At 63.7% G+C, this 19231-nt stretch carries 20 protein-coding genes; 7 read left to right on the top strand and 13 right to left on the bottom strand.

The annotated features are described in order from the left end of the window. The first annotated feature begins 67 nt into the window (after window positions 1-67). Together grxD and A6B35_RS17835 are read left to right on the top strand one after the other, a co-directional pair. Window positions 68-403 carry a Grx4 family monothiol glutaredoxin gene (gene grxD, locus A6B35_RS17840; protein ID WP_006206022.1) on the top strand — a complete coding sequence of 112 codons (336 nt, stop codon included), beginning with the start codon at window positions 68-70 and terminating at the stop codon, window positions 401-403. A gap of 190 nt (window positions 404-593) precedes the next feature. Continuing rightward, window positions 594-1793 carry a multidrug effflux MFS transporter gene (locus A6B35_RS17835; RefSeq protein ID WP_040584098.1) on the top strand — a complete coding sequence of 400 codons (1200 nt, stop codon included), beginning with the start codon at window positions 594-596 and terminating at the stop codon, window positions 1791-1793. 79 nt (window positions 1794-1872) lie between these two features. Here the strand turns inward: A6B35_RS17835 and A6B35_RS17830 are convergent, their stop codons facing one another. The 4 genes from A6B35_RS17830 to rpsD all read right to left on the bottom strand — a co-directional run bounded on the left by A6B35_RS17830 (window position 1873) and on the right by rpsD (window position 4754). Then, window positions 1873-2157 carry an energy transducer TonB gene (locus tag A6B35_RS17830; RefSeq protein WP_006206020.1) on the bottom strand — a complete coding sequence of 95 codons (285 nt, stop codon included), beginning with the start codon at window positions 2155-2157 and terminating at the stop codon, window positions 1873-1875. Between the two features lie 126 nt (window positions 2158-2283). After that, entirely contained in the window at window positions 2284-3111 is an 828-nt protein-coding gene (locus A6B35_RS17825) for an inositol monophosphatase family protein (RefSeq protein ID WP_006206019.1), read from the bottom strand. Next, the gene (gene ttcA / locus A6B35_RS17820) at window positions 3101-3994 is read right to left on the bottom strand and encodes a tRNA 2-thiocytidine(32) synthetase TtcA (RefSeq protein WP_006206018.1); all 894 of its coding nucleotides are present in this window, start codon (window positions 3992-3994) and stop codon (window positions 3101-3103) included. The genes A6B35_RS17825 and ttcA overlap by 11 nt, the downstream gene beginning before the upstream one ends. 142 nt (window positions 3995-4136) lie before the next feature. Further along, window positions 4137-4754 carry a 30S ribosomal protein S4 gene (gene rpsD, locus A6B35_RS17815; RefSeq protein ID WP_006206017.1) on the bottom strand — a complete coding sequence of 206 codons (618 nt, stop codon included), beginning with the start codon at window positions 4752-4754 and terminating at the stop codon, window positions 4137-4139. A gap of 486 nt (window positions 4755-5240) precedes the next feature. Between rpsD and A6B35_RS17810 the strand changes: the two genes are divergently transcribed. After that, window positions 5241-5450 carry a hypothetical protein gene (locus A6B35_RS17810; RefSeq protein ID WP_006206016.1) on the top strand — a complete coding sequence of 70 codons (210 nt, stop codon included), beginning with the start codon at window positions 5241-5243 and terminating at the stop codon, window positions 5448-5450. 95 nt (window positions 5451-5545) lie between these two features. Here A6B35_RS17810 and A6B35_RS17805 read toward each other — a convergent pair whose 3' ends face one another. The 4 genes from A6B35_RS17805 to A6B35_RS17790 form a co-directional block, all read right to left on the bottom strand. Beyond that, window positions 5546-5728 carry a DUF3008 family protein gene (locus A6B35_RS17805; RefSeq protein ID WP_006206015.1) on the bottom strand — a complete coding sequence of 61 codons (183 nt, stop codon included), beginning with the start codon at window positions 5726-5728 and terminating at the stop codon, window positions 5546-5548. 68 nt (window positions 5729-5796) lie between these two features. Beyond that, window positions 5797-6609, bottom strand: coding sequence for a glutamate racemase (gene murI, locus A6B35_RS17800; RefSeq protein ID WP_006206014.1), 813 nt, complete (start codon window positions 6607-6609; stop codon window positions 5797-5799). Between the two features lie 155 nt (window positions 6610-6764). Further along, complete coding sequence (locus A6B35_RS17795; protein WP_139032266.1) at window positions 6765-7286, bottom strand: hypothetical protein; 522 nt, start codon at window positions 7284-7286, stop codon at window positions 6765-6767. Between the two features lie 147 nt (window positions 7287-7433). Then, window positions 7434-8282: an RNA methyltransferase gene (locus A6B35_RS17790; protein ID WP_006206012.1), complete on the bottom strand. Its 849-nt coding sequence runs from the start codon at window positions 8280-8282 to the stop codon at window positions 7434-7436. A 220-nt stretch (window positions 8283-8502) separates the two neighbouring features. On the opposite strand from A6B35_RS17790, the gene A6B35_RS17785 reads away from it, so the two are divergent. Together A6B35_RS17785 and A6B35_RS17780 are read left to right on the top strand one after the other, a co-directional pair. Then, on the top strand, window positions 8503-9714 hold the full coding sequence (locus tag A6B35_RS17785; RefSeq protein WP_006206011.1) for an NADP-dependent isocitrate dehydrogenase: 1212 nt from the start codon (window positions 8503-8505) through the stop codon (window positions 9712-9714). Between the two features lie 12 nt (window positions 9715-9726). After that, window positions 9727-10353, top strand: coding sequence for a glutathione S-transferase family protein (locus tag A6B35_RS17780; protein ID WP_006206010.1), 627 nt, complete (start codon window positions 9727-9729; stop codon window positions 10351-10353). A gap of 34 nt (window positions 10354-10387) precedes the next feature. Here A6B35_RS17780 and A6B35_RS17775 read toward each other — a convergent pair whose 3' ends face one another. The 4 genes from A6B35_RS17775 to recA all read right to left on the bottom strand — a co-directional run bounded on the left by A6B35_RS17775 (window position 10388) and on the right by recA (window position 16653). After that, window positions 10388-10867, bottom strand: coding sequence for a DUF2269 family protein (locus tag A6B35_RS17775; protein ID WP_006206009.1), 480 nt, complete (start codon window positions 10865-10867; stop codon window positions 10388-10390). Beyond that, on the bottom strand, window positions 10864-12159 hold the full coding sequence (locus A6B35_RS17770) for an SDR family oxidoreductase (RefSeq protein ID WP_006206008.1): 1296 nt from the start codon (window positions 12157-12159) through the stop codon (window positions 10864-10866). Before A6B35_RS17770 ends, A6B35_RS17775 begins: the two co-directional genes overlap by 4 nt. Window positions 12160-12169: 10 nt before the next feature. Next, on the bottom strand, window positions 12170-14836 hold the full coding sequence (gene alaS / locus A6B35_RS17765) for an alanine--tRNA ligase (protein ID WP_040584094.1): 2667 nt from the start codon (window positions 14834-14836) through the stop codon (window positions 12170-12172). Between the two features lie 716 nt (window positions 14837-15552). Further along, a complete protein-coding gene (recA, locus tag A6B35_RS17760) occupies window positions 15553-16653 on the bottom strand; it encodes a recombinase RecA (RefSeq protein WP_040584057.1) in 1101 nt (366 codons plus the stop codon). 282 nt (window positions 16654-16935) lie between these two features. On the opposite strand from recA, the gene A6B35_RS17755 reads away from it, so the two are divergent. Together A6B35_RS17755 and A6B35_RS17750 are read left to right on the top strand one after the other, a co-directional pair. After that, window positions 16936-17880 (top strand): carbohydrate kinase family protein, encoded by a 945-nt coding sequence (locus A6B35_RS17755; RefSeq protein ID WP_040584055.1) that lies wholly within the window; start codon window positions 16936-16938, stop codon window positions 17878-17880. Window positions 17881-17944: 64 nt separating this feature from the next. Beyond that, window positions 17945-18862, top strand: a complete 918-nt coding sequence (locus A6B35_RS17750) for a pseudouridine-5'-phosphate glycosidase (protein ID WP_006206004.1) — start codon at window positions 17945-17947, stop codon at window positions 18860-18862. Window positions 18863-18865: 3 nt separating this feature from the next. Here the strand turns inward: A6B35_RS17750 and A6B35_RS17745 are convergent, their stop codons facing one another. Further along, the gene (locus A6B35_RS17745; RefSeq protein WP_006206003.1) at window positions 18866-19189 is read right to left on the bottom strand and encodes a TfoX/Sxy family protein; all 324 of its coding nucleotides are present in this window, start codon (window positions 19187-19189) and stop codon (window positions 18866-18868) included. Window positions 19190-19231: the final 42 nt, after the last annotated feature.

Below are 19231 nucleotides of genomic sequence, written 5' to 3'. Positions count from 1 at the left end.
TCAACCTATGGGTTTATTTGATGGCTATGTTTCGAGCCTGACTCCCACAGGCGTGAAAGGATTCTCCATGAGCGGTATCAACGACTACATCGACAGCGAAGTGAAGAGCAACGACGTGGTGCTCTTCATGAAGGGCACGCCCGGTTTTCCGCAGTGCGGCTTCTCCGGCCAGGTGGTCCAGATCCTCGACTATATCGGGGCCGACTACAAAGGCGTGAACGTGCTCGACTCGGCGGAATTGCGCCAGGGCATCAAGGAATATTCCAACTGGCCGACCATTCCGCAGCTCTACGTCAAGGGCGAGTTCGTCGGTGGTTGCGACATCGTGCGCGAGATGTTCCAGGCGGGTGAACTGCAGACGTTCCTCGTCGAAAAAGGCGTCAGCGTCAAAGGCGCCGCCTGATTTCGGTTAGTGCATTGGACGACATGCACTAAAGCGTTCGGGGCTGCCCCCACCTCGGCAATTCTAGCTCCCGGGCCCCGGGAATGAGACGAGCCAATGCGCCGGTTCTCCGGCGCTTACTCGTTTGAAAGATCGGACTTTTGCCGTGGACAAGCAGGTTGAAGCGCCGCAGCAGACAGGCAGCCTGCCTATTCCGCGCTGGGAATTTATCGCGCTGTGCGCGGCGCTGATGGCGCTCAACTCCCTGGCCATCGACATCATGCTGCCGGCGCTGCAGCAGATCGGCGCCTCGCTCGGCGTGATCAATGAGAACCATCGCCAATATGTGATCACCGCCTACATTCTTGGCTTCGGCGGCGGACAGCTTTTCTTCGGGCCGATCTCCGACCGTTTCGGGCGCCGCCCTCCGCTTGTCGCCGGGCTGATCATCTATGTGCTCGCGGCCGGCGCGGCAGCAATCGCCCCGTCTTTCGCGACGCTGCTTCTGCTCCGGATGGTGCAAGGCATTGGTGCGGCCGCCACGCGCGTCATCGCCGTCTCGATCGTGCGCGATACGTTCGACGGCAGGCGTATGGCCGAAGTCATGTCGCTGATCTTCATGGTGTTCATGGCCATTCCGGTGGTGGCGCCGGCTATCGGCCAGTTCATCATGCTGTTTGCCTCCTGGCACTGGATCTTCATCACCATGGCGGCCGGCGCGCTGATCGTGTCCGCCTGGTCTCTGCTGCGCCTGCCCGAAACGCTGCATCCCGAGTATCGCCGGCCGCTGACGGCCGCATCCATCGTCGGCGGTTTTCGCATCGTGCTCACCAACCGCATCGCGCTCTGCTATGCCTTCGCCAGCACCTTCATCTTCGGCGCCATGTTCGGCTTCATCGCCTCGGCCCAGCAGATCTATGTCGACGTGTTCAATGTCGGCGAGATGTTCCCGGTCATCTTCGCCGGTGTCGCGGCGGTGCTCGCCTTTTCCAACTATCTGAACTCACGCCTCGTCGGCCGCTTCGGCATGCGCCGGCTGTCGCAGAGCGCGCTGCTGCTGTTCCTGGTGATCAGCCTTGCGTGGCTGCTGGTGTCCCTGGAAATGAAGATGCCGCTCTGGCTGTTCATGGCCTTCTTTGCCGGCGCGATGGTGCCGTTCGGTGCGCTTGGCGCCAACTTCAACGCTTTGGCCATGGAGCCGCTCGGGCAGTTGGCCGGCACGGCATCATCCATTCTCGGCTTCATGCAGACCTTCCTCGGCGGCATCCTCGGCACGCTGATCGGCCAGGCCTTCAACGGCACGGTGACGCCTTTGGCCGCCGGCTTCTGCAGCGTGTCGGTCGCGGCATTGCTGATGATCTTCATCGCCGAGCACGGCAAGATGTTCCAGCCGCAAAATCCACCCGTTTGATGCACGCAGGCGCGCTCTAAGTTTTTGTTTTGTGCGTGTCGTTGTCCCAAAACCGCTGCGCACCTTTGGGCGACACGCTTCACGAGGCCCTTTCAAAGGTTGCCGTGAAGCGAGGGGCAAGCATACGCCCTGCGATTGCGCCGCCCATGCTGTCCGAAAAGGGCAGCGGCAGAGCCTCGTCGAGTGCCTCGAGGATGGAAGCCACGAAGGCCCGGTTCAAAGCGCTGTCGGTTCCCAGATCGGAAAAGGTCGCGCGCGGCTTGCCGATGAGCGTGCCGTTTCGGCGGAGCGAGAACCGCAGCGTAAGGGACATGCCTGCGGTTCCGGGAGGCGGCTTCCAACAAGCATAGATGGCGGCCGACATCTCCTTCAGTGTGTCGATGGGGTCGGCACTGCGACAGGTGCGAGCTTGTGCTCCCGCTTCGCTGGAACCGGCAACAAGCGCGACGGCAAGGGCCGCTGCGACAAGTGCGGACCGAGGGTTCATCGCCTATTCGGCCCAGAGTTCGCGGCGCAACTCCTCCCAGCTTTGTCTGTCGGGTGCGACGAGCAGGCCACCGTCGAGATGCGAAGGCCGGTAGGCACTGCCGTCGAAGCGCGCGGCATGGCCGCCGGCCTCGGTATGGATCAGCGCACCGGCCAGATGGTCCCACGGCATTAGCTTGGCGTAGACGACGAAATGGGCATGGCCGCTGGCCAGCAGGCGGTATTCATGCGCCGCGCAGCGATAGCCGAATTGCGAGAGCGACTTGGTCTGGTTGCGCGCCAGGCGCGAGCGTTCCGGCTCCGGCATGTATTGCCATGACACCGCGCCAGTCATTTGCGAGATCGGCACCGGCTTCGCGACGCGCACCTTCTCCAGGCTGCCATGGGCGTGACGGATATGGCTGCCGGCGCCCCTGGCGCCCATCAGCCAGTCCTTGCCGACCGGATCATGGATGATGCCGGCGACCGTCTCGCCCTTGACCACGACCCCCAGCATGACGCCGAACAGCGGCACGCCGGAGGCGAAGTTGAAGGTGCCGTCGACCGGATCGATCACGAAAGCGAGATCGGCATCGCCGAGGCCGCCAAGCAGCGCCGGATTGTCGGAACAGGCTTCCTCGCCGACGATCATGGCCTCAGGATAGCGCTCGCGCAGCCTGGCGGTGATCAGCCGCTCGGCATTGACGTCGGCTTCGGTGACCAGGTCGGCGGCGGACGTCTTCTGGCGGATGTCGCCCTCGCCCAGCCGGCGAAAGCGCGGCATGATCTCGGCTTTGGCCACGTCGGACAGGAGGTCGGCGAGCCAGTCGATCGCTTTGTCGTCAAATGTCATCAGGATTGTCTTGCCGGAGATCTGGAGCTTCGTTGAGAGCGGCGAAATCGAACAGTTTTCGGTCGAGCAGATGCGAGGGCCGCACATTGGCCATGGCGCGGATCATCGTGTCCTTGCGGCCGGGCATGCGCTTTTCCAGGTCGTCCAGCATCGCCTTCATGGCGTTGCGCTGCAGGCCTTCCTGGCTGCCGCAGAGGTCGCAAGGGATGATCGGGAATTTCATGGCCGCGGCGAACTTTTCGAGATCGGCCTCGGCGTTATAGGCGAGCGGCCTGAGCACCATGACATCGCCGTCGTCGTTGAGCAGCTTTGGCGGCATGGCGGCGAGACGGCCGCCATAGAACAGGTTCATGAAGAAGGTTTCGAGGATGTCCTCGCGGTGATGGCCGAGCACCAACGCGGCGCAGCCCTCCTCGCGCGCGATGCGGTAGAGGTGGCCGCGCCGCAGCCGCGAACACAGCGAACAATAGGTGCTGCCCTCGGGCAGCTTGTCGGTGACCACCGAATAGGTGTCCTGATACTCGATGCGGTGCGGAATCCCGTTTCTGTCGAGATAGTCCGGCAATATGTGCTTCGGGAAATTCGGCTGGCCCTGGTCGAGATTGCAGGCCAAGAGCTCAACCGGCAGCAGCCCGCGCCATTTGAGATCAAGCAGCACGGCGAGCAGGCCGTAGGAATCCTTGCCGCCGGACAAGGCCACCAGCCAGCGGTCGCCGGGCCTGACCATCGCGAAATCCTCGATCGCCTGACGGGTGAGCCTGAGCAGCCGCTTGCGCAGCTTGTTGAACTCGACGGAAGACGGCACCTCGGCAAACAGCGGATGAAAGCCGCCTTCGGCATCGGCAACGGGTTCAAGTGAATCGGCGTCTGGCAACATGTTCATGGCGCGTCGGCCCAAATCCCTGTTGCGCCCGGATTAGCGCATCGGCCCAGAAATCGAAATCGGTTTTTGGCAAAGCGCGATGCACAAAAGAAAAAGGCCGCCTCGACGGGCGGCCTTCGATAGTGTCGCAGAGAGCAACCTATCAGCGCGAATAGAATTCGACGACCAGGTTCGGTTCCATCTGCACAGCGAACGGAACGTCCGACAGGCCGGGGATGCGGGCGAAGGTCGCGACCATCTTGTTGTGGTCGGCTTCGATGTAGTCGGGCACGTCGCGCTCGGCGAGGCCAACCGATTCCAGCACTATCACCAGCTGCTTCGACTTCTCGCGCACTTCCACTACGTCGCCCGGCTTGCAGCGGTACGAGCCGATGTTGACGCGCTTGCCGTTGACGTTGACGTGGCCGTGGTTGACGAACTGGCGGGCGGCGAAAATGGTCGGCACGAACTTGGCGCGGTAGACGACCGCGTCGAGACGCGACTCGAGCAGGCCGATCAGGTTCTCCGAGGTGTCGCCCTTGCGGCGATCAGCCTCTTCATAGACCTTGCGGAACTGCTTTTCCGAAACGTCGCCATAGTGACCCTTCAGCTTCTGCTTGGCGCGCAGCTGCAGGCCGAAATCGGAAAGCTTGCCCTTGCGGCGCTGGCCGTGCTGGCCGGGGCCGTATTCACGCTTGTTGACCGGGGACTTCGGGCGGCCCCAGATGTTTTCGCCAAGACGGCGGTCGATCTTGTACTTCGCGGATTCGCGCTTGCTCATCGCATTCCCTTTCAAAACAAACCACCCGGAACCTCATGGTCCGGGTGAAGGAAACGCGCCCTCCTCTGGCCTCCGTTTTCGAGACCTGACAGGGTTTTCCACGCAACGCGACGGAAAACCCACGGGACACGTCAGTTCAAACAAGACCAAGGAAACGAAAAACCTGATTTCCCTGAGGTCTTGCCATGCAAAATAAACGACCGGGCATTGCGGCCCGGTGTTGGGGCGCTGGTTAAACGGAGATTTAACCGGTGTCAAGCTCGCGGCTGGCGCCGGCGATGGCGACAATATAACATCTTTGGGTTGAGTGCGGTTCCGGATGTGGCGGGAGGTTGCGCCGGCGGCATTTGAGCGACGTGCGTCCATTCGGACGCACAAAGTACGCTCAAAGGACTTTTAGAGTTTCGCATCGTGCTTTCCGAAAATCGATCGATTTTCGGGCCGATGCGGAAGGAAGGGAACGGAGCCAGAGGAGCCCGAAGTCGCATGAAGAAGTACTTCCTTTCGTTGGTGGGTGCAGCCGTACTGGCAGGGTCGATGTCCGTTGCCGTGCCGGAACCGGCACAGGCGCGGCATTGGCATGGCCACCGGCCACATGAGGTCTGCCGCATCGTGGTCAAGAAGAAGGTCGTGTGGCGGCACGGCCACAAGAAGGTCATCCGTTACAAGGTAAAGCGCTGCTGGTTGCGCTGGTAAGCCCGGCTTCGGCCCCAGAGGACTGACAATCGCCATCAAAAAGCCCGCGGTTCTGGCCGCGGGCTTTTTTGATGGACCGCCTCTGGTGTGGCGCGTCAATGCTTCTTCCTGGGCAGCCCCTTGCGCTTGGTCTCGGCGAATTCCTCGAGCTGCTTCTCGCTCATCGATTCGTACATTTCCTTCGATGCGCCTTTGAGCTCGCTCTTCTTCGTCTCGCCGCGCTTGGCAGACAGTGCCGCGCCGGCAGCCATTTGCTGGGCTTTCGAGGTGGCTGGCATGATCGGTTCTCCCGTTTGCAATGGGAGGAAAACGCAGCCGTCCCCGATGATGTTCCCGCTGCCGGCGATCAGGACATCGCCAGCCCAAAGCCCTGCAGCAGCCGGCGGGTCGGGAAATCGGTTCTGTTCGAGGTGAAGACGGCAAGGTCGGCGCCTTCCGGCAAGACCTCGCCGCGACCGTTGGGATCGATGTCGGCGAGCAGCGAAACGGCGCGACGCGCGATCGCTTCGGCGGGATCGAGCCAGTCGACCGGCCAGGGTGCCGTCTTGCGCATGCGGTTCGCGAGAAAGGGATAGTGGGTGCAGGCAAGCACGACGATGTCGGTGCGCAGCTCGTCGCGCTCGACGAAACACGGCGCGATCTCGGCGCGCACGGCCTCTTCGTCGACGAAGCCATCGCGCATGTAGATTTCAGCCAATGGCGCCAGGCGGTCGGAGCCAACCAGCCGGACATGGCATTTCGACGCCCATTTGCTGATCAGGTCGCGCGTATATTGGCGCTTGACGGTGCCGGGCGTGGCCAGCACCGAGACCAGGCCCGAGCGCGTGCGCTCCGCCGCCGGCTTGATCGCCGGCACCATGCCGACGAAAGGATGGCCGGGAAATCTGTCGCGCAAGGCATCGATGACCAGCGTCGAGGCCGTGTTGCAGGCGATCACCGAAATGGCCGGCGTAAACCGGTCGAGCAGCTTTGCGAACAATTCCAGTATATGGCGCTTCAGCGCCGGCTCCTCCCAGGCGCCATAGGGGAAAGCCGCGTCGTCGGCGACATAGACGAAGCGACGATCGGGCATCAGCACGCGTGCCTCGCGCAGCACTGTGAGGCCGCCAACGCCGGAATCGAACATCAGGATCGGGCGGTGGCTTGATCGATCGTTCATTGTCATCTGATCACGAGGAGGATTGAGACCACGGGAAGAGGCTGGCCCATGATTTGGCCAAGGCGCTTCTATCGCGAACGATCATGATCTTGAAGTGGCGAATACCAGCAAGTTTTGCGCAGTTCCGGCCGGAGACCCAATCTTCCCGGAACTGCTCAGAGCCCGCGCTTGCCGAAACCGGCGGGCCGTGGCCGGCCGATCGGCTGAGCGGCCGGCGCGGCGGTACGCGGGGTAGACGGTGCAGCGCTCGCGGCCATCCTGCCGCCGCCCGCCGGCGCGGGAACGGCGCCATCGAAATCAAAAACAGATGTCAGTTCGTCGATATCGACGCCGGCGGCTGGCTTTGCCACCAGGATCGTTACCCAGAGGCCGAATATGGAAAGGCCCAGCAGGTTCAAGCCGCCGGGCACGCTGTCCGGGTTGCCGAAGTCGATGACCAGCATGGTCCCTGCCTGCAAGACTGCGTAGATGGCGGAGAACACGATGTAGGCCCACAGGATCCAACTGCGTCCGTTGGCGTCGCGGCTGCGGCGCCAGGCGAGGTTGCCGCGCAGCAGCACAAACGCCAGGGACATGACCAGGATGACGCCGGCCATCCCTTGCCGCGACGGGCCGGGTGTCGAATTGATCAGCCCCGCGAAGCCGATCGTTCCCGCGATGCAGACGACGATCGCCACAATCTCCGCCACGGTCGCGGCGACAGAGTAAAGAAAGAAGCGCAAACGACCGATACTGGACGCAAACATCCAACACCCCCAGTTTTGGGGATAATGGACGAAACAGAATAAGATTCGGTTACTGGCGAGCCTCAAGTTTAACCGGTTCTATTCTTCCTTGTCCGGCGACTGGTTTCGCGGCGCTGCAGGAAGCCGCCTTGGATCATCTCCAGGTGAACCGTCTCCGCGCGGCATCGCCGGTGAAAACCTGTCGAGCGACGAGATGATGCCGCGCAGCACCTTGAGTTCCGGCTCGGCGAAGCCGGCGCGCGTCAGCACGGCGCGCAGATTGTCGACCATCTTCGGCTTCTTCTGCGCCGGGCGGAAATAGCCGCGCGCTTCGAGCGCGCCTTCCAGATAGGCGAACAGGCCGTGCAATTGCTCCTTGGTCGCCGGCGGCATTTCGGGGCCGGAGAAATTGGTCCTGGTCTCGTCCTCGAGGCCGGACTTCATCCATTCATAGGACATCAGAAGTGCCGCCTGGGCGATGTTAAGCGAGGAGAAGGCCGGATCGACGGGAAAGGTGACGATCTCGTCGGCGAGACCCACTTCGTCATTGTAGAGCCCAAAACGCTCGCGGCCGAACAGGATGCCGGTGCGCTGGCCGGCGGTGTGGCGTGCCCGCAGTGCCCTGCCCGCTTCGACCGGGCCGCGCACGGCCTTGAAGCCGTCGCGCTCGCGCGCCGTGGTGGCGAAGACGAAATTGAGATCGGCGATCGCCGAGGCGAGATCGTCGAACACTTTGACGGCATCGATGACATGGTCGGCGCGGCTGGCGGCAGCACGTGCCTTCTCGCTCGGCCAGCCGTCGCGCGGATTGACCAGGCGCAGTTCGGCGAGCCCGAAATTGGCCATGGCGCGCGCGACCATGCCGATATTCTCGCCAAGCTGCGGCTCGACGAGGATGATCGCCGGGCCGGCGGCGGCGGTGTGGCTGGGATTTTCGTCGGCTGACATCGTCGTCAATGAACTGCTGTTTGCGGCATTTCAGCGTCCCCTGCCACATTCGGCCGCGAAAATGAAGCTCCAGCAAGGACCTGCCGATGCCACGGTCGAACCGAGCAGCGCGGATCGCCGTTTGCGCGGCCAAAAATGCTTTGATATACGAGCCGCATCCCCGGCCGAAAGCCATGCGGGCAGGCCGTTCCGATACCCCCAGCAACGAGGCATTCTTTCCATGGCGAAGATCAAGGTGGCGAACCCGGTCGTCGAACTCGACGGCGACGAGATGACCCGCATCATCTGGCAGTTCATCAAGGACAAGCTGATCCACCCCTATCTCGACCTCACGCTCGACTATTACGACCTCGGCGTCGAGCACCGCGACGCCACCAGCGACCAGGTGACCATCGACTCGGCCAACGCCATCAAGAAATACGGTGTCGGCGTGAAATGCGCGACGATCACCCCCGACGAGCAGCGCGTCGAGGAATTCAAGCTGAAGAAGATGTGGAAGTCGCCGAACGGCACCATCCGCAACATCCTCGGCGGCACCATCTTCCGCGAGCCGATCATCATGAAGAACGTGCCGCGCCTGGTGCCCGGCTGGACCAAGCCGATCATCGTCGGTCGTCACGCCTTCGGCGACCAGTACCGCGCCACCGATTTCCGCTTCCCCGGCAAGGGCAAGCTGACGATCAAGTTCGTCAGCGAGGACGGCAAGGTGATCGAGCACGACGTGTTCGACGCGCCGGCGGCAGGTGTGGCCATGGCCATGTACAATCTCGACGAATCGATCCGCGAATTCGCCCGCGCCTCGCTGAACTACGGCCTACTGCGCAACTACCCGGTCTATCTGTCGACCAAGAACACCATCCTCAAGGCCTATGACGGCCGCTTCAAGGACATCTTCCAGGAGGTTTACGAGGCCGAGTTCGAGGCCGAGTTCAAGGCGAAGAAGCTGTGGTACGAGCACCGGCTGATCGACGACATGGTGGCCTCCAGCCTGAAATGGTCGGGCGGCTATGTCTGGGCCTGCAAGAACTATGACGGCGACGTGCAGTCCGACACGGTGGCACAAGGTTTTGGGTCGCTCGGCCTGATGACCTCGGTGCTGATGACGCCGGACGGCAAGACGGTGGAAGCCGAAGCCGCGCACGGCACCGTGACGCGCCACTACCGCCAGCACCAGAAGGGCGAGGAGACCTCGACCAATTCGATCGCCTCGATCTTCGCCTGGACGCGCGGGCTCGCCCACCGCGCCAAGCTCGACGACAATGCCGAGTTGAAGCGCTTCGCCGAGACGCTGGAAAAGGTTTGCATCCAGACGGTCGAGAGCGGTTTCATGACCAAGGACCTGTCGCTGCTGATCGGCCCCGACCAGCCTTGGCTCTCGACCACCGGCTTCCTCGACAAGATCGACGAGAATTTGCAGAAGGCGATGGCCTGACCGGCACTCGCCATGGGCAAGCCCATCGTCTACGGGGCGGACTACAGCGTCTATGTGCGCATCGTCCGCCTCGCCCTCGCGGAGAAGGGCGTCGACTACGAGCTCGTGCCGGTCGATGTCTTCGCGCCAGAAGGCGTTCCGGCCTGGTATCTCGATCACCATCCGTTCGGCCGCATCCCGGCCTTCGAGCATGACGGCTTTCGCCTGTTCGAGGCGAGCGCCATCGCGCGTTTTGTGGACGAGTCCTTCGAGGGTCCGGCACTGCAGCCGCAAGACGCGCGCGGGCGAGCCGTCATGAACCAGATCATCGGCATGCTCGACGCCTATGGCTATCGGTCGATGGTCTGGGATGTCGCCGTCGAACGGCTGGAGAATACGCCGCCGGACGAGGCGCTGATTGCCAGCGGCCTGAGGCAAGCCGAGACGGTGCTGCGGGTGCTCACCTCACTCAAGGCTCCGGGGCCATGGCTGCTGGGCAGTGATTTGACGCTGGCCGACCTGCATGCGGCGCCGATCATCGGCTATTTCGTCAAGGTCGCCGAAGGGCAAGAACTTCTGGCCACGTTTCCGGAGATCGGGGATTGGTGGGCGCGCATCGCCGGGCGCGCGAGCTTCGCCAGGACCGAAAAGGCCGATTGAGCCGCCGCAAACCGGGCCCAGCAGAAGGCGACAGCTAAAACCCTATCTCGGGCCGGGTGACCATCAGCCAGAGAATGGCGAGCACGGCGGCGAAAGCCGGGAAGCCGCAAGCGAACCAGATGCGGAACAAGCGCTGCTCTTCGGCGGGCAGCGGTGCGTTCTCGATGGCCGCCCGTCGCGCCAGATTTCTTATCCGGATCTGGATCCAGACAACGGGCAGCCAGAACAGACCGGTCACGACATAGAGCAGCAAGGACAGCACAATCCAGCCTTCGGACAGCGGCCAGCCCGTTGCCTGCGCCAGCAGCACACCCGATATCGGCTGCACAATGACGGCCGTCGCCGTGAATATGGTGTCGGCGATGACGACGGTGCCCGCGACATGGGCGACGAGGTCGGCGCGGCCGGTACGTTGCGCCATCAGCATGAAGAAGGCGATGCCCGCGCCGGTGCCGAAGAGCACCGTGGCACCGATGACGTGCACCCAGTGCAGCAGGTCGACCCAGAGGCTCATCGCTCGTCGAGAACCGCAAGCGCGACCAGCACCAGGCAAAGCGCGGGAATTGTCTTGACCAATGGCCCCAGCGGAGCGAGCCACAAATCGGGGGCAAGAAGCGTCGACGCCGCCAGATAGAACAGCGTGATCGCGATCATCGCCAGCAGCGCCGGCCTGGCCAAGGACCGGACCAGAACCGCCGCGCCAACAAGGATATCCGCGGCGCTGCCGACCAGAACCGGGATATGCGCGAGATTCGCCGGCACGCCGCGCGAGACGAGAATGTCCGCGGCCTCGTCTTGCCGGATCAGGCCGATGATGCCCGAAGCAAGCCAGAACAGGGACAGGCAGGCAAAGATGACCGGCTTTGCCAGCCAGAGGCGGGCGAACCATCGCTCCTGAACATGCGCAGGCATGTCGGCCAGCGTTGCTTCCAGCGACTGCAGCTTATGGTCGCAAACATCGTTCCAGGACTGGGCATTGCCCGTAACACCGTCTGCCAGCGCGGCAAGTGCCGAGCTGCGCAAAGGAGAACGCCAACCAAGCTTGCCGAGGACGTCGGCACCGGCGCCGGCAAGCCGACCGAGGATGGCCGGTATCGGCACGACCCGCGCCTGCGGCAGACCAAGCCATGCGCGAAAGGCAGACAGGACATCGGCGAGAGACCGGGCCTCGCTTTCGACGAGATCGACGCCAAGGCGCGGCGGCAGGGAGCCGGCGACCGCGCGTGAGACCGCTTCGGCGACGTCGGTGACCGATACGGTCTGGATCGGCTGGCGCGATAGGACCGCGGGAACAAAACAAGGGAAGGCTGCAAGGGCACGCAAAAGCGCGGTCCCGCCATAGGCCGCCGGCGCGATCACCAGACCCGGCCGCAGGATCGTCCATTCCAGCGACGAGCTCGCGACGGCCTTGTCGCCCGCCGCCTTGGTGCTGAAGAAAGGATTTGCCGAGGCGAGATCGGCGCCGATCGCGGAGATCTGCACAAAACGGCGCACGCCGGCCTGTTCGCACGCCGCCACCAGTGCCACCACCGAGCCCCGGTGGACGGCGTCGAGATGGTCGCGCGCGCCGTCCTGCAGGGCGCCCGCCGCGTTGACGACCACATCCATGCCCGCAACCACTGGCAGCCAGTCTTGAGCGGCAAGCAGTCGCGACATGTCGGCCGCGATCCAGCGTACCGCTGGCCTGCGCCGTTCAGCGTCCAGAACATCGCGGCCCAGGCCGGCCACATGATGGCCGTCGCGGAGCAAACGGCCGATGAGGGCTTCCCCGATCAGACCATAGCCGCCGAGAACAAGGACCTTCATGTGGTGGCTTTCAGGCGGCCTCGAGCGCCGCCCTTACCGCTGCAATCGCGTCGCTGGCCTTCGATGCGTCGGGACCGCCGGCCTGGGCCATGTCCGGGCGACCGCCGCCGCCCTGCCCGCCGAGTGCCGCGGACGCGACGCGCACCAGATCGACGGCGCTGAAGCGACTGAGCAAATCGTCGGTCACGGCGACCACGACGCTGGCCTTGTTGTCCTCGCCGGCGCCGACGAAGACGACGACGCCGGAGCCCAGCGACGTCTTGCCGGCATCGGCAAGCGGCTTCAGATCCTTCGGCGCCACGCCGGAGACGGCCTTGCCGAGGAAGCCGACACCGGCAACGGTCTCGTTCTCGGCCGGCGCACCGGCAGCGGCACCACCGCCCAGCGCCAGTTTCTTGCGCGCTTCGGTCAGTTCCTTCTCGAGCTTCTTGCGCTCGTCGAGCAGCGCCTCGACGCGGGCCGGCACGTCGGCCGGCGAGATCTTAAGCGTCGCGGCAACCGTCTTCAGCCGCCTGTCCTGCTCGTCGAGATGTTTCCTGGCGGCCTCGCCGGTCAGCGCCTCGATGCGGCGCACGCCGGCGGCGACCGCGCTGTCCGAAACAACACGCACCAGGCCGATGTCGCCGGTCGCCCTGACATGCGTGCCGCCGCAAAGCTCGACCGAATAGGGTCGGTTGGCCTTGGCGCCATGCAGGCCGGTGCCCATCGACACGACGCGCACTTCGTCACCGTACTTTTCGCCGAACAGCGCCATGGCGCCCTCGGCAATGGCGTCGTCGACCGACATCAGCCGCGTGGTCACCGGGCTGTTCTGGACGACAATCTCGTTCGCCATGCGCTCGACCTCTTCGAGATCCTCTGATGAAATGGGCTTGTTGTGCGAGATGTCGAAGCGCAGGCGCTCGGGCGCGACCAGCGAGCCCTTCTGCGCGACATGCGTACCCAGCACCTCGCGCAGCGCCTCGTGGATCAGGTGCGTGGCAGAATGGTTGGCGCGCAGCCTGGAGCGGCGCGCATGGTCGACCTTCAACTCGACGGCAGCGCCGGTCTTGACGGTGCCGTCGGCCACCGTGCCGAGATGCACGAACAGCCCGTCGGCCTTCTTCTGCGTGTCGGAGATCGCGATCGAGAATCCTTCGCCTGATATGACGCCGGTGTCGCCCATCTGGCCGCCGGACTCGCCATAGAACGGCGTCTGGTTGACGACCACGGCAACCGCGTCACCCTTGTTCGCGCTGTCGACGGTCTTGCCGTCGCTGACCAGCGCCAGGATGAGGCCTTCCGCCTGCTCGGTCTCGTAGCCGAGGAACTCGGTGGCGCCGGTCTTCTCGCGCACCGCGAACCAGACGGTCTCGGTGGCAGCGTCGCCGGAACCGGCCCAGCTCTTGCGCGCCTCGGCCTTCTGCCGCTCCATCGCATCGGTGAAGCCGGCAAGATCGACCGAGATGCTGCGCTGGCGCAGCGCATCCTGCGTCAGGTCGAGCGGGAAGCCATAGGTATCGTAGAGCCTGAAGGCCGTCTCACCATCCAGCATGTCGCCGGCGCCGAGCGTTTCCGTCGCGTCCGAAAGCAGGCCGAGGCCGCGTGCCAGCGTCTTGCGAAAGCGGGTCTCTTCCAGCTTCAGCGTTTCGGTGATGAGCGCTTCGCCGCGCCCGAGTTCCGGATAGGCCTGGGCCATCTCACGGACCAGCGCCGGCACCAGCTTCCACATCAGCGGCTCGTTCGCGCCGAGCAGCTGCGCATGGCGCATGGCGCGGCGCATGATGCGACGCAGCACATAGCCGCGGCCTTCATTGGACGGCAGCACGCCGTCGGCCACCAGGAAGCAGGAAGACCGCAGATGGTCGGCGATGACGCGATACGAGCCGACAGTGTCGGCATCCGGACCGCGGCCGAGCGCAGACGACGCTGCATCGATCAGGTGACGGAACAGATCGGTTTCGAATACGCTTTCCACCCCTTGCAGGATGGAGGCCATGCGCTCCAGGCCCATGCCGGTGTCGATCGACGGCCGCGGCAGGTCGATGCGCTCCTCCTTGGTCACCTGTTCATACTGCATGAACACCAGGTTCCAGAATTCGAGGAAGCGGTCGCCGTCCTCCTCGGGGGTGCCGGGAGGACCGCCCCAGATATGCTCGCCACGGTCGATGAAGATCTCCGAGCACGGACCGCACGGTCCGGTATCGCCCATCGCCCAGAAATTGTCGGAGGTCGGGATGCGGATGATGCGATCGTCCGAGAAGCCGGCGATCTTCTTCCAGAAGCCGGCCGCCTCGTCGTCCGTGTGATAGACGGTGACCAGCAACTTGTCCTTGTTCAGCCCGAACTCTTTGGTGATCAGGTTCCAGGCAAGCTCGATGGCGCGCTCCTTGAAATAGTCGCCGAAGGAGAAATTGCCGAGCATCTCGAAGAAAGTCAGGTGGCGCGCCGTGTAGCCGACATTGTCGAGATCGTTGTGCTTGCCGCCGGCGCGAACGCTCTTCTGCGCGGTCGTGGCACGCGAATAGGGCCGCTTCTCGAGGCCGGTGAAGACGTTCTTGAACTGCACCATGCCGGCATTGGTGAACATCAATGTCGGGTCGTTGCGCGGCACCAGCGGGCTCGAAGCCACGACCTCGTGGCCTTCCTTGCGGAAATAGTCGAGAAATGTCGACCGGATCTCGTTCACGCCACTCATGAGTGCTGCCTTTTCGCGAAAACCGCCGGCAACCCGGCGGAAACTGGTCTTGTCCATTGGAAGATGGACTTGGCCTTTTAGCGATCACGCCGCAGCCTGTCCAGAAACACGAAAATGGGGTAGTGGGTCAGTTGAAATTCCGCCGAAGAGGCAGAGAAGCCGATGGTTCGCGGCCCATACAAATAGCGGAGGAGTGAGGACATTTGAGGTATGAATGGGCGAACAATCCTCACTTGTTTATTCCAATAGCCGCCTGTTGCGTTGTCGCAGTCCTGAGTTTCGCCGCCATGTTCTTCGCAACTCTAAGCATTTTTGTGCGGACCGATTTCTACGGGTCAAATGAAGAACGGAACCTTCCATGGAGCGAACGACTGGGGAAACGAAATGCAAGGCTGTATGCTGAATATTGGTCACCCCGTTTCCTGATTGCTCGTCGGGTGATTGCATATGGTGTCATTGTCTATCTCTGCAGCTTCGGCGCGGCCATTCTCGTGGCAATTGCCTTCGGCAATCCATCTTGATCGAATTTCAAACTGACCCACCACCGAAAATGGAGGGAAAACGCAGCCCTTTGCCGGCTGCGCAAGGTGCCGCCTAAAACACGAACCGCCGGCGCAAGGCCGGCGGTTCGAAACGCAACAACACAGAACTCGATTACATAAGCTTCAGGTGATGGACCGAGATTATGGCCGAACTCCGGCCGCCGCTCGCAAGCCCTACATCGCGCCGGATTCCTCCTCGAAGCCGTCGTCTTCGCCGCGCTCAGGGCCGCCATTTTCGAGGAACTTCTCGGCGATCAGCCCGGCATTCTGCCTGAGCGCCAGTTCGATCTCGCGCGCGGTGTCGGGATTGTCGCGCAGGAACAGCTTTGCGTTCTCGCGGCCCTGGCCGAGGCGCTGTGAGTTGTAGGAGAACCAGGCGCCTGACTTCTCGACCACACCGGCCTTGACGCCGAGGTCGACCAGTTCGCCGGTCTTGGAGACGCCTTCGCCATACATGATGTCGAACTCGACCACCTTGAAGGGCGGCGCCAGCTTGTTCTTGACCACCTTGACGCGGGTCTGGTTGCCGACAACCTCGTCGCGGTCCTTGACCGAACCGATGCGGCGGATGTCGAGACGGACCGAGGCATAGAATTTCAGCGCGTTGCCGCCGGTCGTGGTTTCGGGCGAGCCGAACATGACGCCGATCTTCATGCGGATCTGGTTGATGAAGATGACCATGGTGTTGGAGCGCGAGATCGAAGCGGTCAGCTTGCGCAGCGCCTGGCTCATCAGGCGGGCCTGCAGGCCGGGCAGCGAATCGCCCATCTCGCCCTCGATTTCGGCGCGCGGCGTCAGCGCCGCAACCGAATCGACCACCAGCACGTCGATGGCGCCGGACCGCACCAGCGTGTCGCAGATCTCGAGCGCCTGCTCGCCGGTGTCGGGCTGCGAGATCAAAAGGTTTTCCAGGTCGACACCGAGCTTGCGGGCATAGACCGGGTCGAGCGCGTGTTCGGCGTCGACGAAGGCGCAGATGCCGCCCTTCTTCTGTGCCTCCGCTACCGTGTGCAGCGCCAGCGTCGTTTTGCCTGAGCTTTCCGGCCCGTAGATCTCGACGATGCGGCCGCGCGGCAGGCCACCGACGCCAAGCGCGATGTCGAGGCCGAGCGATCCGGTGGGCACGGTTTCGATCTCGACGACCTGCTCATTGGCGCCGAGCCGCATGATCGAGCCCTTGCCGAAAGCGCGCTCGATCTGCGACAGCGCCGCATCCAGGGCCTTTGATTTGTCCACTGCCTTATCCTCTACAAGCCGCAAAGTATTCTGAGCCATGATACATCACCCCTTGGTCGTCAATGAAGGCCGGACAATCCGCGATCCCTGATTATTTGTACCACTTTTGTTCTCGTTTGGCAAGGGGCGCCAACGTTCTGAAAAGCAATATTTTTCCGGATTTGTTCTTTTTTTGTCCCATCCCTTTGTTCCGGGATGTGTCCCGCATTCGCTCAGCCGATCCGATTGTATTGATCCACCGAATCGCTGCCTTGCCCTGCGAAGCTCCGCCGCACAGCTTAGCGCTTGTGCCGCTGGAATAACAAAGGTCATATCGCCCGCATGACGACATCCCCAAAAATCCTGGCCGTGGGCGGCGCCCATATCGACCGGCGCGGCCAGGTTGCAGGACCCTATGTGCCGGCCGCGTCCAACCCCGGCACGATGCGCGAGGATGTCGGCGGCGGCGTCTTCAACGCGCTGCGCAGCCTGGTGCGGCGCGGTGTTTCTGCCTCGCTGCTTTCGCTGCGCGGCGGCGACGCCTCGGGCGAGACGGTGTCGCGCGCCATCGCCGCGTCGGGCATCGCCGACCTGTCGGCGGTGTTCCTCGACCGCACCACGCCGAGCTATACAGCGCTGATCGATCGTGACGGCGAGCTGATCGTCGGCTTTGCCGACATGGCGCTCTACGACCTCGCCTTCGCCAAGCAGATCCGCCGCGCCAAGGTGCGCGAGGTGGTCGCCGCCGCCGACGCGATCCTGTGCGACGCAAACCTGCCGACCGCGGCACTCGAGCGGCTGGTGGCGCTGGCCGGCGCCAGGCCGGTATTCGCCATCGCCATCTCGCCGGCCAAGGTGGTACGGCTGATGCCGGTGCTCGGCAGCCTGGCCCTGCTTTTCATGAACCGGCGCGAAGCAGTCGCGCTGGCCGGGGTAGACGCCGATGCCTCCGAGCAAGGTCTTGTCGAGGGGCTGAGGCGCGCTGGCCTCGCGAGCGGCGTGGTGACGGCGGGCGGCGCCCCGGTACTAGGCTTTGACGGAGACGGGCTTTTCGCCGTCGCGCCCTCTGCCCCCCGACGGATTGCCGATGTCACCGGCGCCGGCGATGCGCTGGCGGGCGCGACGATCGCCGCCCTGCTGCGCGGATTGTCGCTGCGCGCCGCGCTTCGGGAAGGTGTCGCCGCGGCGACGCTTGCCATCGAGAGCTGCGATGCCGTGCCTGGCTTCACGGCGGCGAGCTTTGCCGAGGCGCTGGCCCTTGTGCCGCAGCCGCGGGAAGTGGCATGAGGGCGGGCGGATCAGCTTGCCACAGCGCGACGTCCAAGTGGACGCGCGGCGATCGGAGACAGACATGACGCCGGAAACCGCCCGCCCCTTCATCGACATCCACAAACCTGTGGCTGAGGCGCTTGCCGCGGGCAGGCCGGTGGTGGCGCTGGAAAGCACCATCATCACCCATGGCATGCCCTATCCAGACAATGGCGCCATGGCAGCCAATGTCGAGAAGATCATCCTGGACAATGGCGCGGTGCCGGCGACGATCGCCGTGGTTTCCGGCCGCATCAAGATCGGGCTTTCCGACGGCGAGCGCGAGTCGCTCGCCATGACAGGTGACGCCATGAAGCTGTCGCGCGCCGATCTCGGCTTTGCGGTCGCTCAAGGCCGCACCGGCGGCACCACGGTCGCCGCCACCATGATCGCCGCGCATATGGCCGGGATAAAGGTGTTTGCCACCGGCGGCATCGGCGGCGTGCACAAGGGGGCGGAAAAAAGCTTCGACATCTCGGCCGATCTCGATGAGCTGGCGCGCACGCCGGTCATCGTCGTGTCGGCCGGCGCCAAGGCGATCCTCGACATCGAAAAGACGCTGGAGGTGCTGGAGACGCGCGGCGTGCCTGTCGTCGGCCATGGCTGCGAGACGATGCCGGCCTTCTGGTCCAGGCATTCGCCGTTCCGCGCGCCGCTGACCTTGCATGCGCCGGAAGACATCGCGCATTTTTACCGGACGCGGCAGGCGCTGGGATTGGGCGGCGGTGTGCTCGTTGCCAATCCGGTGCCGGAAGACCACGAAATCCCGGCGAGCGAGATGGACGGCTACATCCAGGCCGCGCAAAAGGCGGCCGAAGCGCTCAATGTGACCGGCAAGGCGGTGACGCCGTTCCTGCTGGGGAAAATCCTCGAACTGACCGGCGGCAGGAGCCTGAAGACCAACATCGCGCTGGTCGAGAACAATGCAAGGCTGGCAGCGGGGATCGCGAAAGCGCTTTAGGCCCTACTTGCCTGCCCGTCGTCCTGCCTCGTAGGCCCGGCGCGCCCAGACCGCCATCTCGTCTGGATCGTCGAAGGCGCTGTCGGGGACGCTCCAATAGGGCATCGAAACCTGCTTGCCGTGCCGCGAACCGGTATAGGTCCACTGCCTGCAGCCGGCGGCCTCGAAGTCGGGCGCGCTTTCCGCGTCCGCCTTCAGCATCAGTTCGCCGCTCACCACGATGGCGACGATGACGCCGTCGCAATAGATGCCCTTGCCGCCGAACAGTTTTCGGATGCTGACCGGACCCAGGCTTTCAAAAAGTTCTTCTATGCGTTCGTTGTCCATGCGGCGATGATGTCACCGGCCTTGTCATCGCCGCAACCAAAA

Origin of the sequence: Mesorhizobium amorphae CCNWGS0123 (assembly GCF_001686985.1) — a bacterium.
Classification (GTDB): Bacteria; Pseudomonadota; Alphaproteobacteria; order Rhizobiales; family Rhizobiaceae; genus Mesorhizobium; species Mesorhizobium amorphae.
The sequence above is the reverse complement of the archived record's forward strand: the minus strand, read 5'-3'. Positions and strand labels throughout refer to the sequence as shown.

What these genes read in the sequence shown, in the direction of transcription:
- grxD (WP_006206022.1), top strand. Translation starts at nt 68, where the DNA reads ATGAGCGGTATCAACGACTACATCGACAGCGAAGTGAAGAGCAACGAC.
- A6B35_RS17830 (WP_006206020.1), bottom strand. Translation starts at nt 2,157, where the DNA reads ATGTCGGCCGCCATCTATGCTTGTTGGAAGCCGCCTCCCGGAACCGCA.
- A6B35_RS17825 (WP_006206019.1), bottom strand. Translation starts at nt 3,111, where the DNA reads ATGACATTTGACGACAAAGCGATCGACTGGCTCGCCGACCTCCTGTCC.
- ttcA (WP_006206018.1), bottom strand. Translation starts at nt 3,994, where the DNA reads ATGAACATGTTGCCAGACGCCGATTCACTTGAACCCGTTGCCGATGCC.
- rpsD (WP_006206017.1), bottom strand. Translation starts at nt 4,754, where the DNA reads ATGAGCAAGCGCGAATCCGCGAAGTACAAGATCGACCGCCGTCTTGGC.
- A6B35_RS17810 (WP_006206016.1), top strand. Translation starts at nt 5,241, where the DNA reads ATGAAGAAGTACTTCCTTTCGTTGGTGGGTGCAGCCGTACTGGCAGGG.
- A6B35_RS17805 (WP_006206015.1), bottom strand. Translation starts at nt 5,728, where the DNA reads ATGCCAGCCACCTCGAAAGCCCAGCAAATGGCTGCCGGCGCGGCACTG.
- murI (WP_006206014.1), bottom strand. Translation starts at nt 6,609, where the DNA reads ATGAACGATCGATCAAGCCACCGCCCGATCCTGATGTTCGATTCCGGC.
- A6B35_RS17790 (WP_006206012.1), bottom strand. Translation starts at nt 8,282, where the DNA reads ATGTCAGCCGACGAAAATCCCAGCCACACCGCCGCCGCCGGCCCGGCG.
- A6B35_RS17785 (WP_006206011.1), top strand. Translation starts at nt 8,503, where the DNA reads ATGGCGAAGATCAAGGTGGCGAACCCGGTCGTCGAACTCGACGGCGAC.
- A6B35_RS17780 (WP_006206010.1), top strand. Translation starts at nt 9,727, where the DNA reads ATGGGCAAGCCCATCGTCTACGGGGCGGACTACAGCGTCTATGTGCGC.
- A6B35_RS17775 (WP_006206009.1), bottom strand. Translation starts at nt 10,867, where the DNA reads ATGAGCCTCTGGGTCGACCTGCTGCACTGGGTGCACGTCATCGGTGCC.
- A6B35_RS17770 (WP_006206008.1), bottom strand. Translation starts at nt 12,159, where the DNA reads ATGAAGGTCCTTGTTCTCGGCGGCTATGGTCTGATCGGGGAAGCCCTC.
- alaS (WP_040584094.1), bottom strand. Translation starts at nt 14,836, where the DNA reads ATGAGTGGCGTGAACGAGATCCGGTCGACATTTCTCGACTATTTCCGC.
- recA (WP_040584057.1), bottom strand. Translation starts at nt 16,653, where the DNA reads ATGGCTCAGAATACTTTGCGGCTTGTAGAGGATAAGGCAGTGGACAAA.
- A6B35_RS17755 (WP_040584055.1), top strand. Translation starts at nt 16,936, where the DNA reads ATGACGACATCCCCAAAAATCCTGGCCGTGGGCGGCGCCCATATCGAC.
- A6B35_RS17750 (WP_006206004.1), top strand. Translation starts at nt 17,945, where the DNA reads ATGACGCCGGAAACCGCCCGCCCCTTCATCGACATCCACAAACCTGTG.
- A6B35_RS17745 (WP_006206003.1), bottom strand. Translation starts at nt 19,189, where the DNA reads ATGGACAACGAACGCATAGAAGAACTTTTTGAAAGCCTGGGTCCGGTC.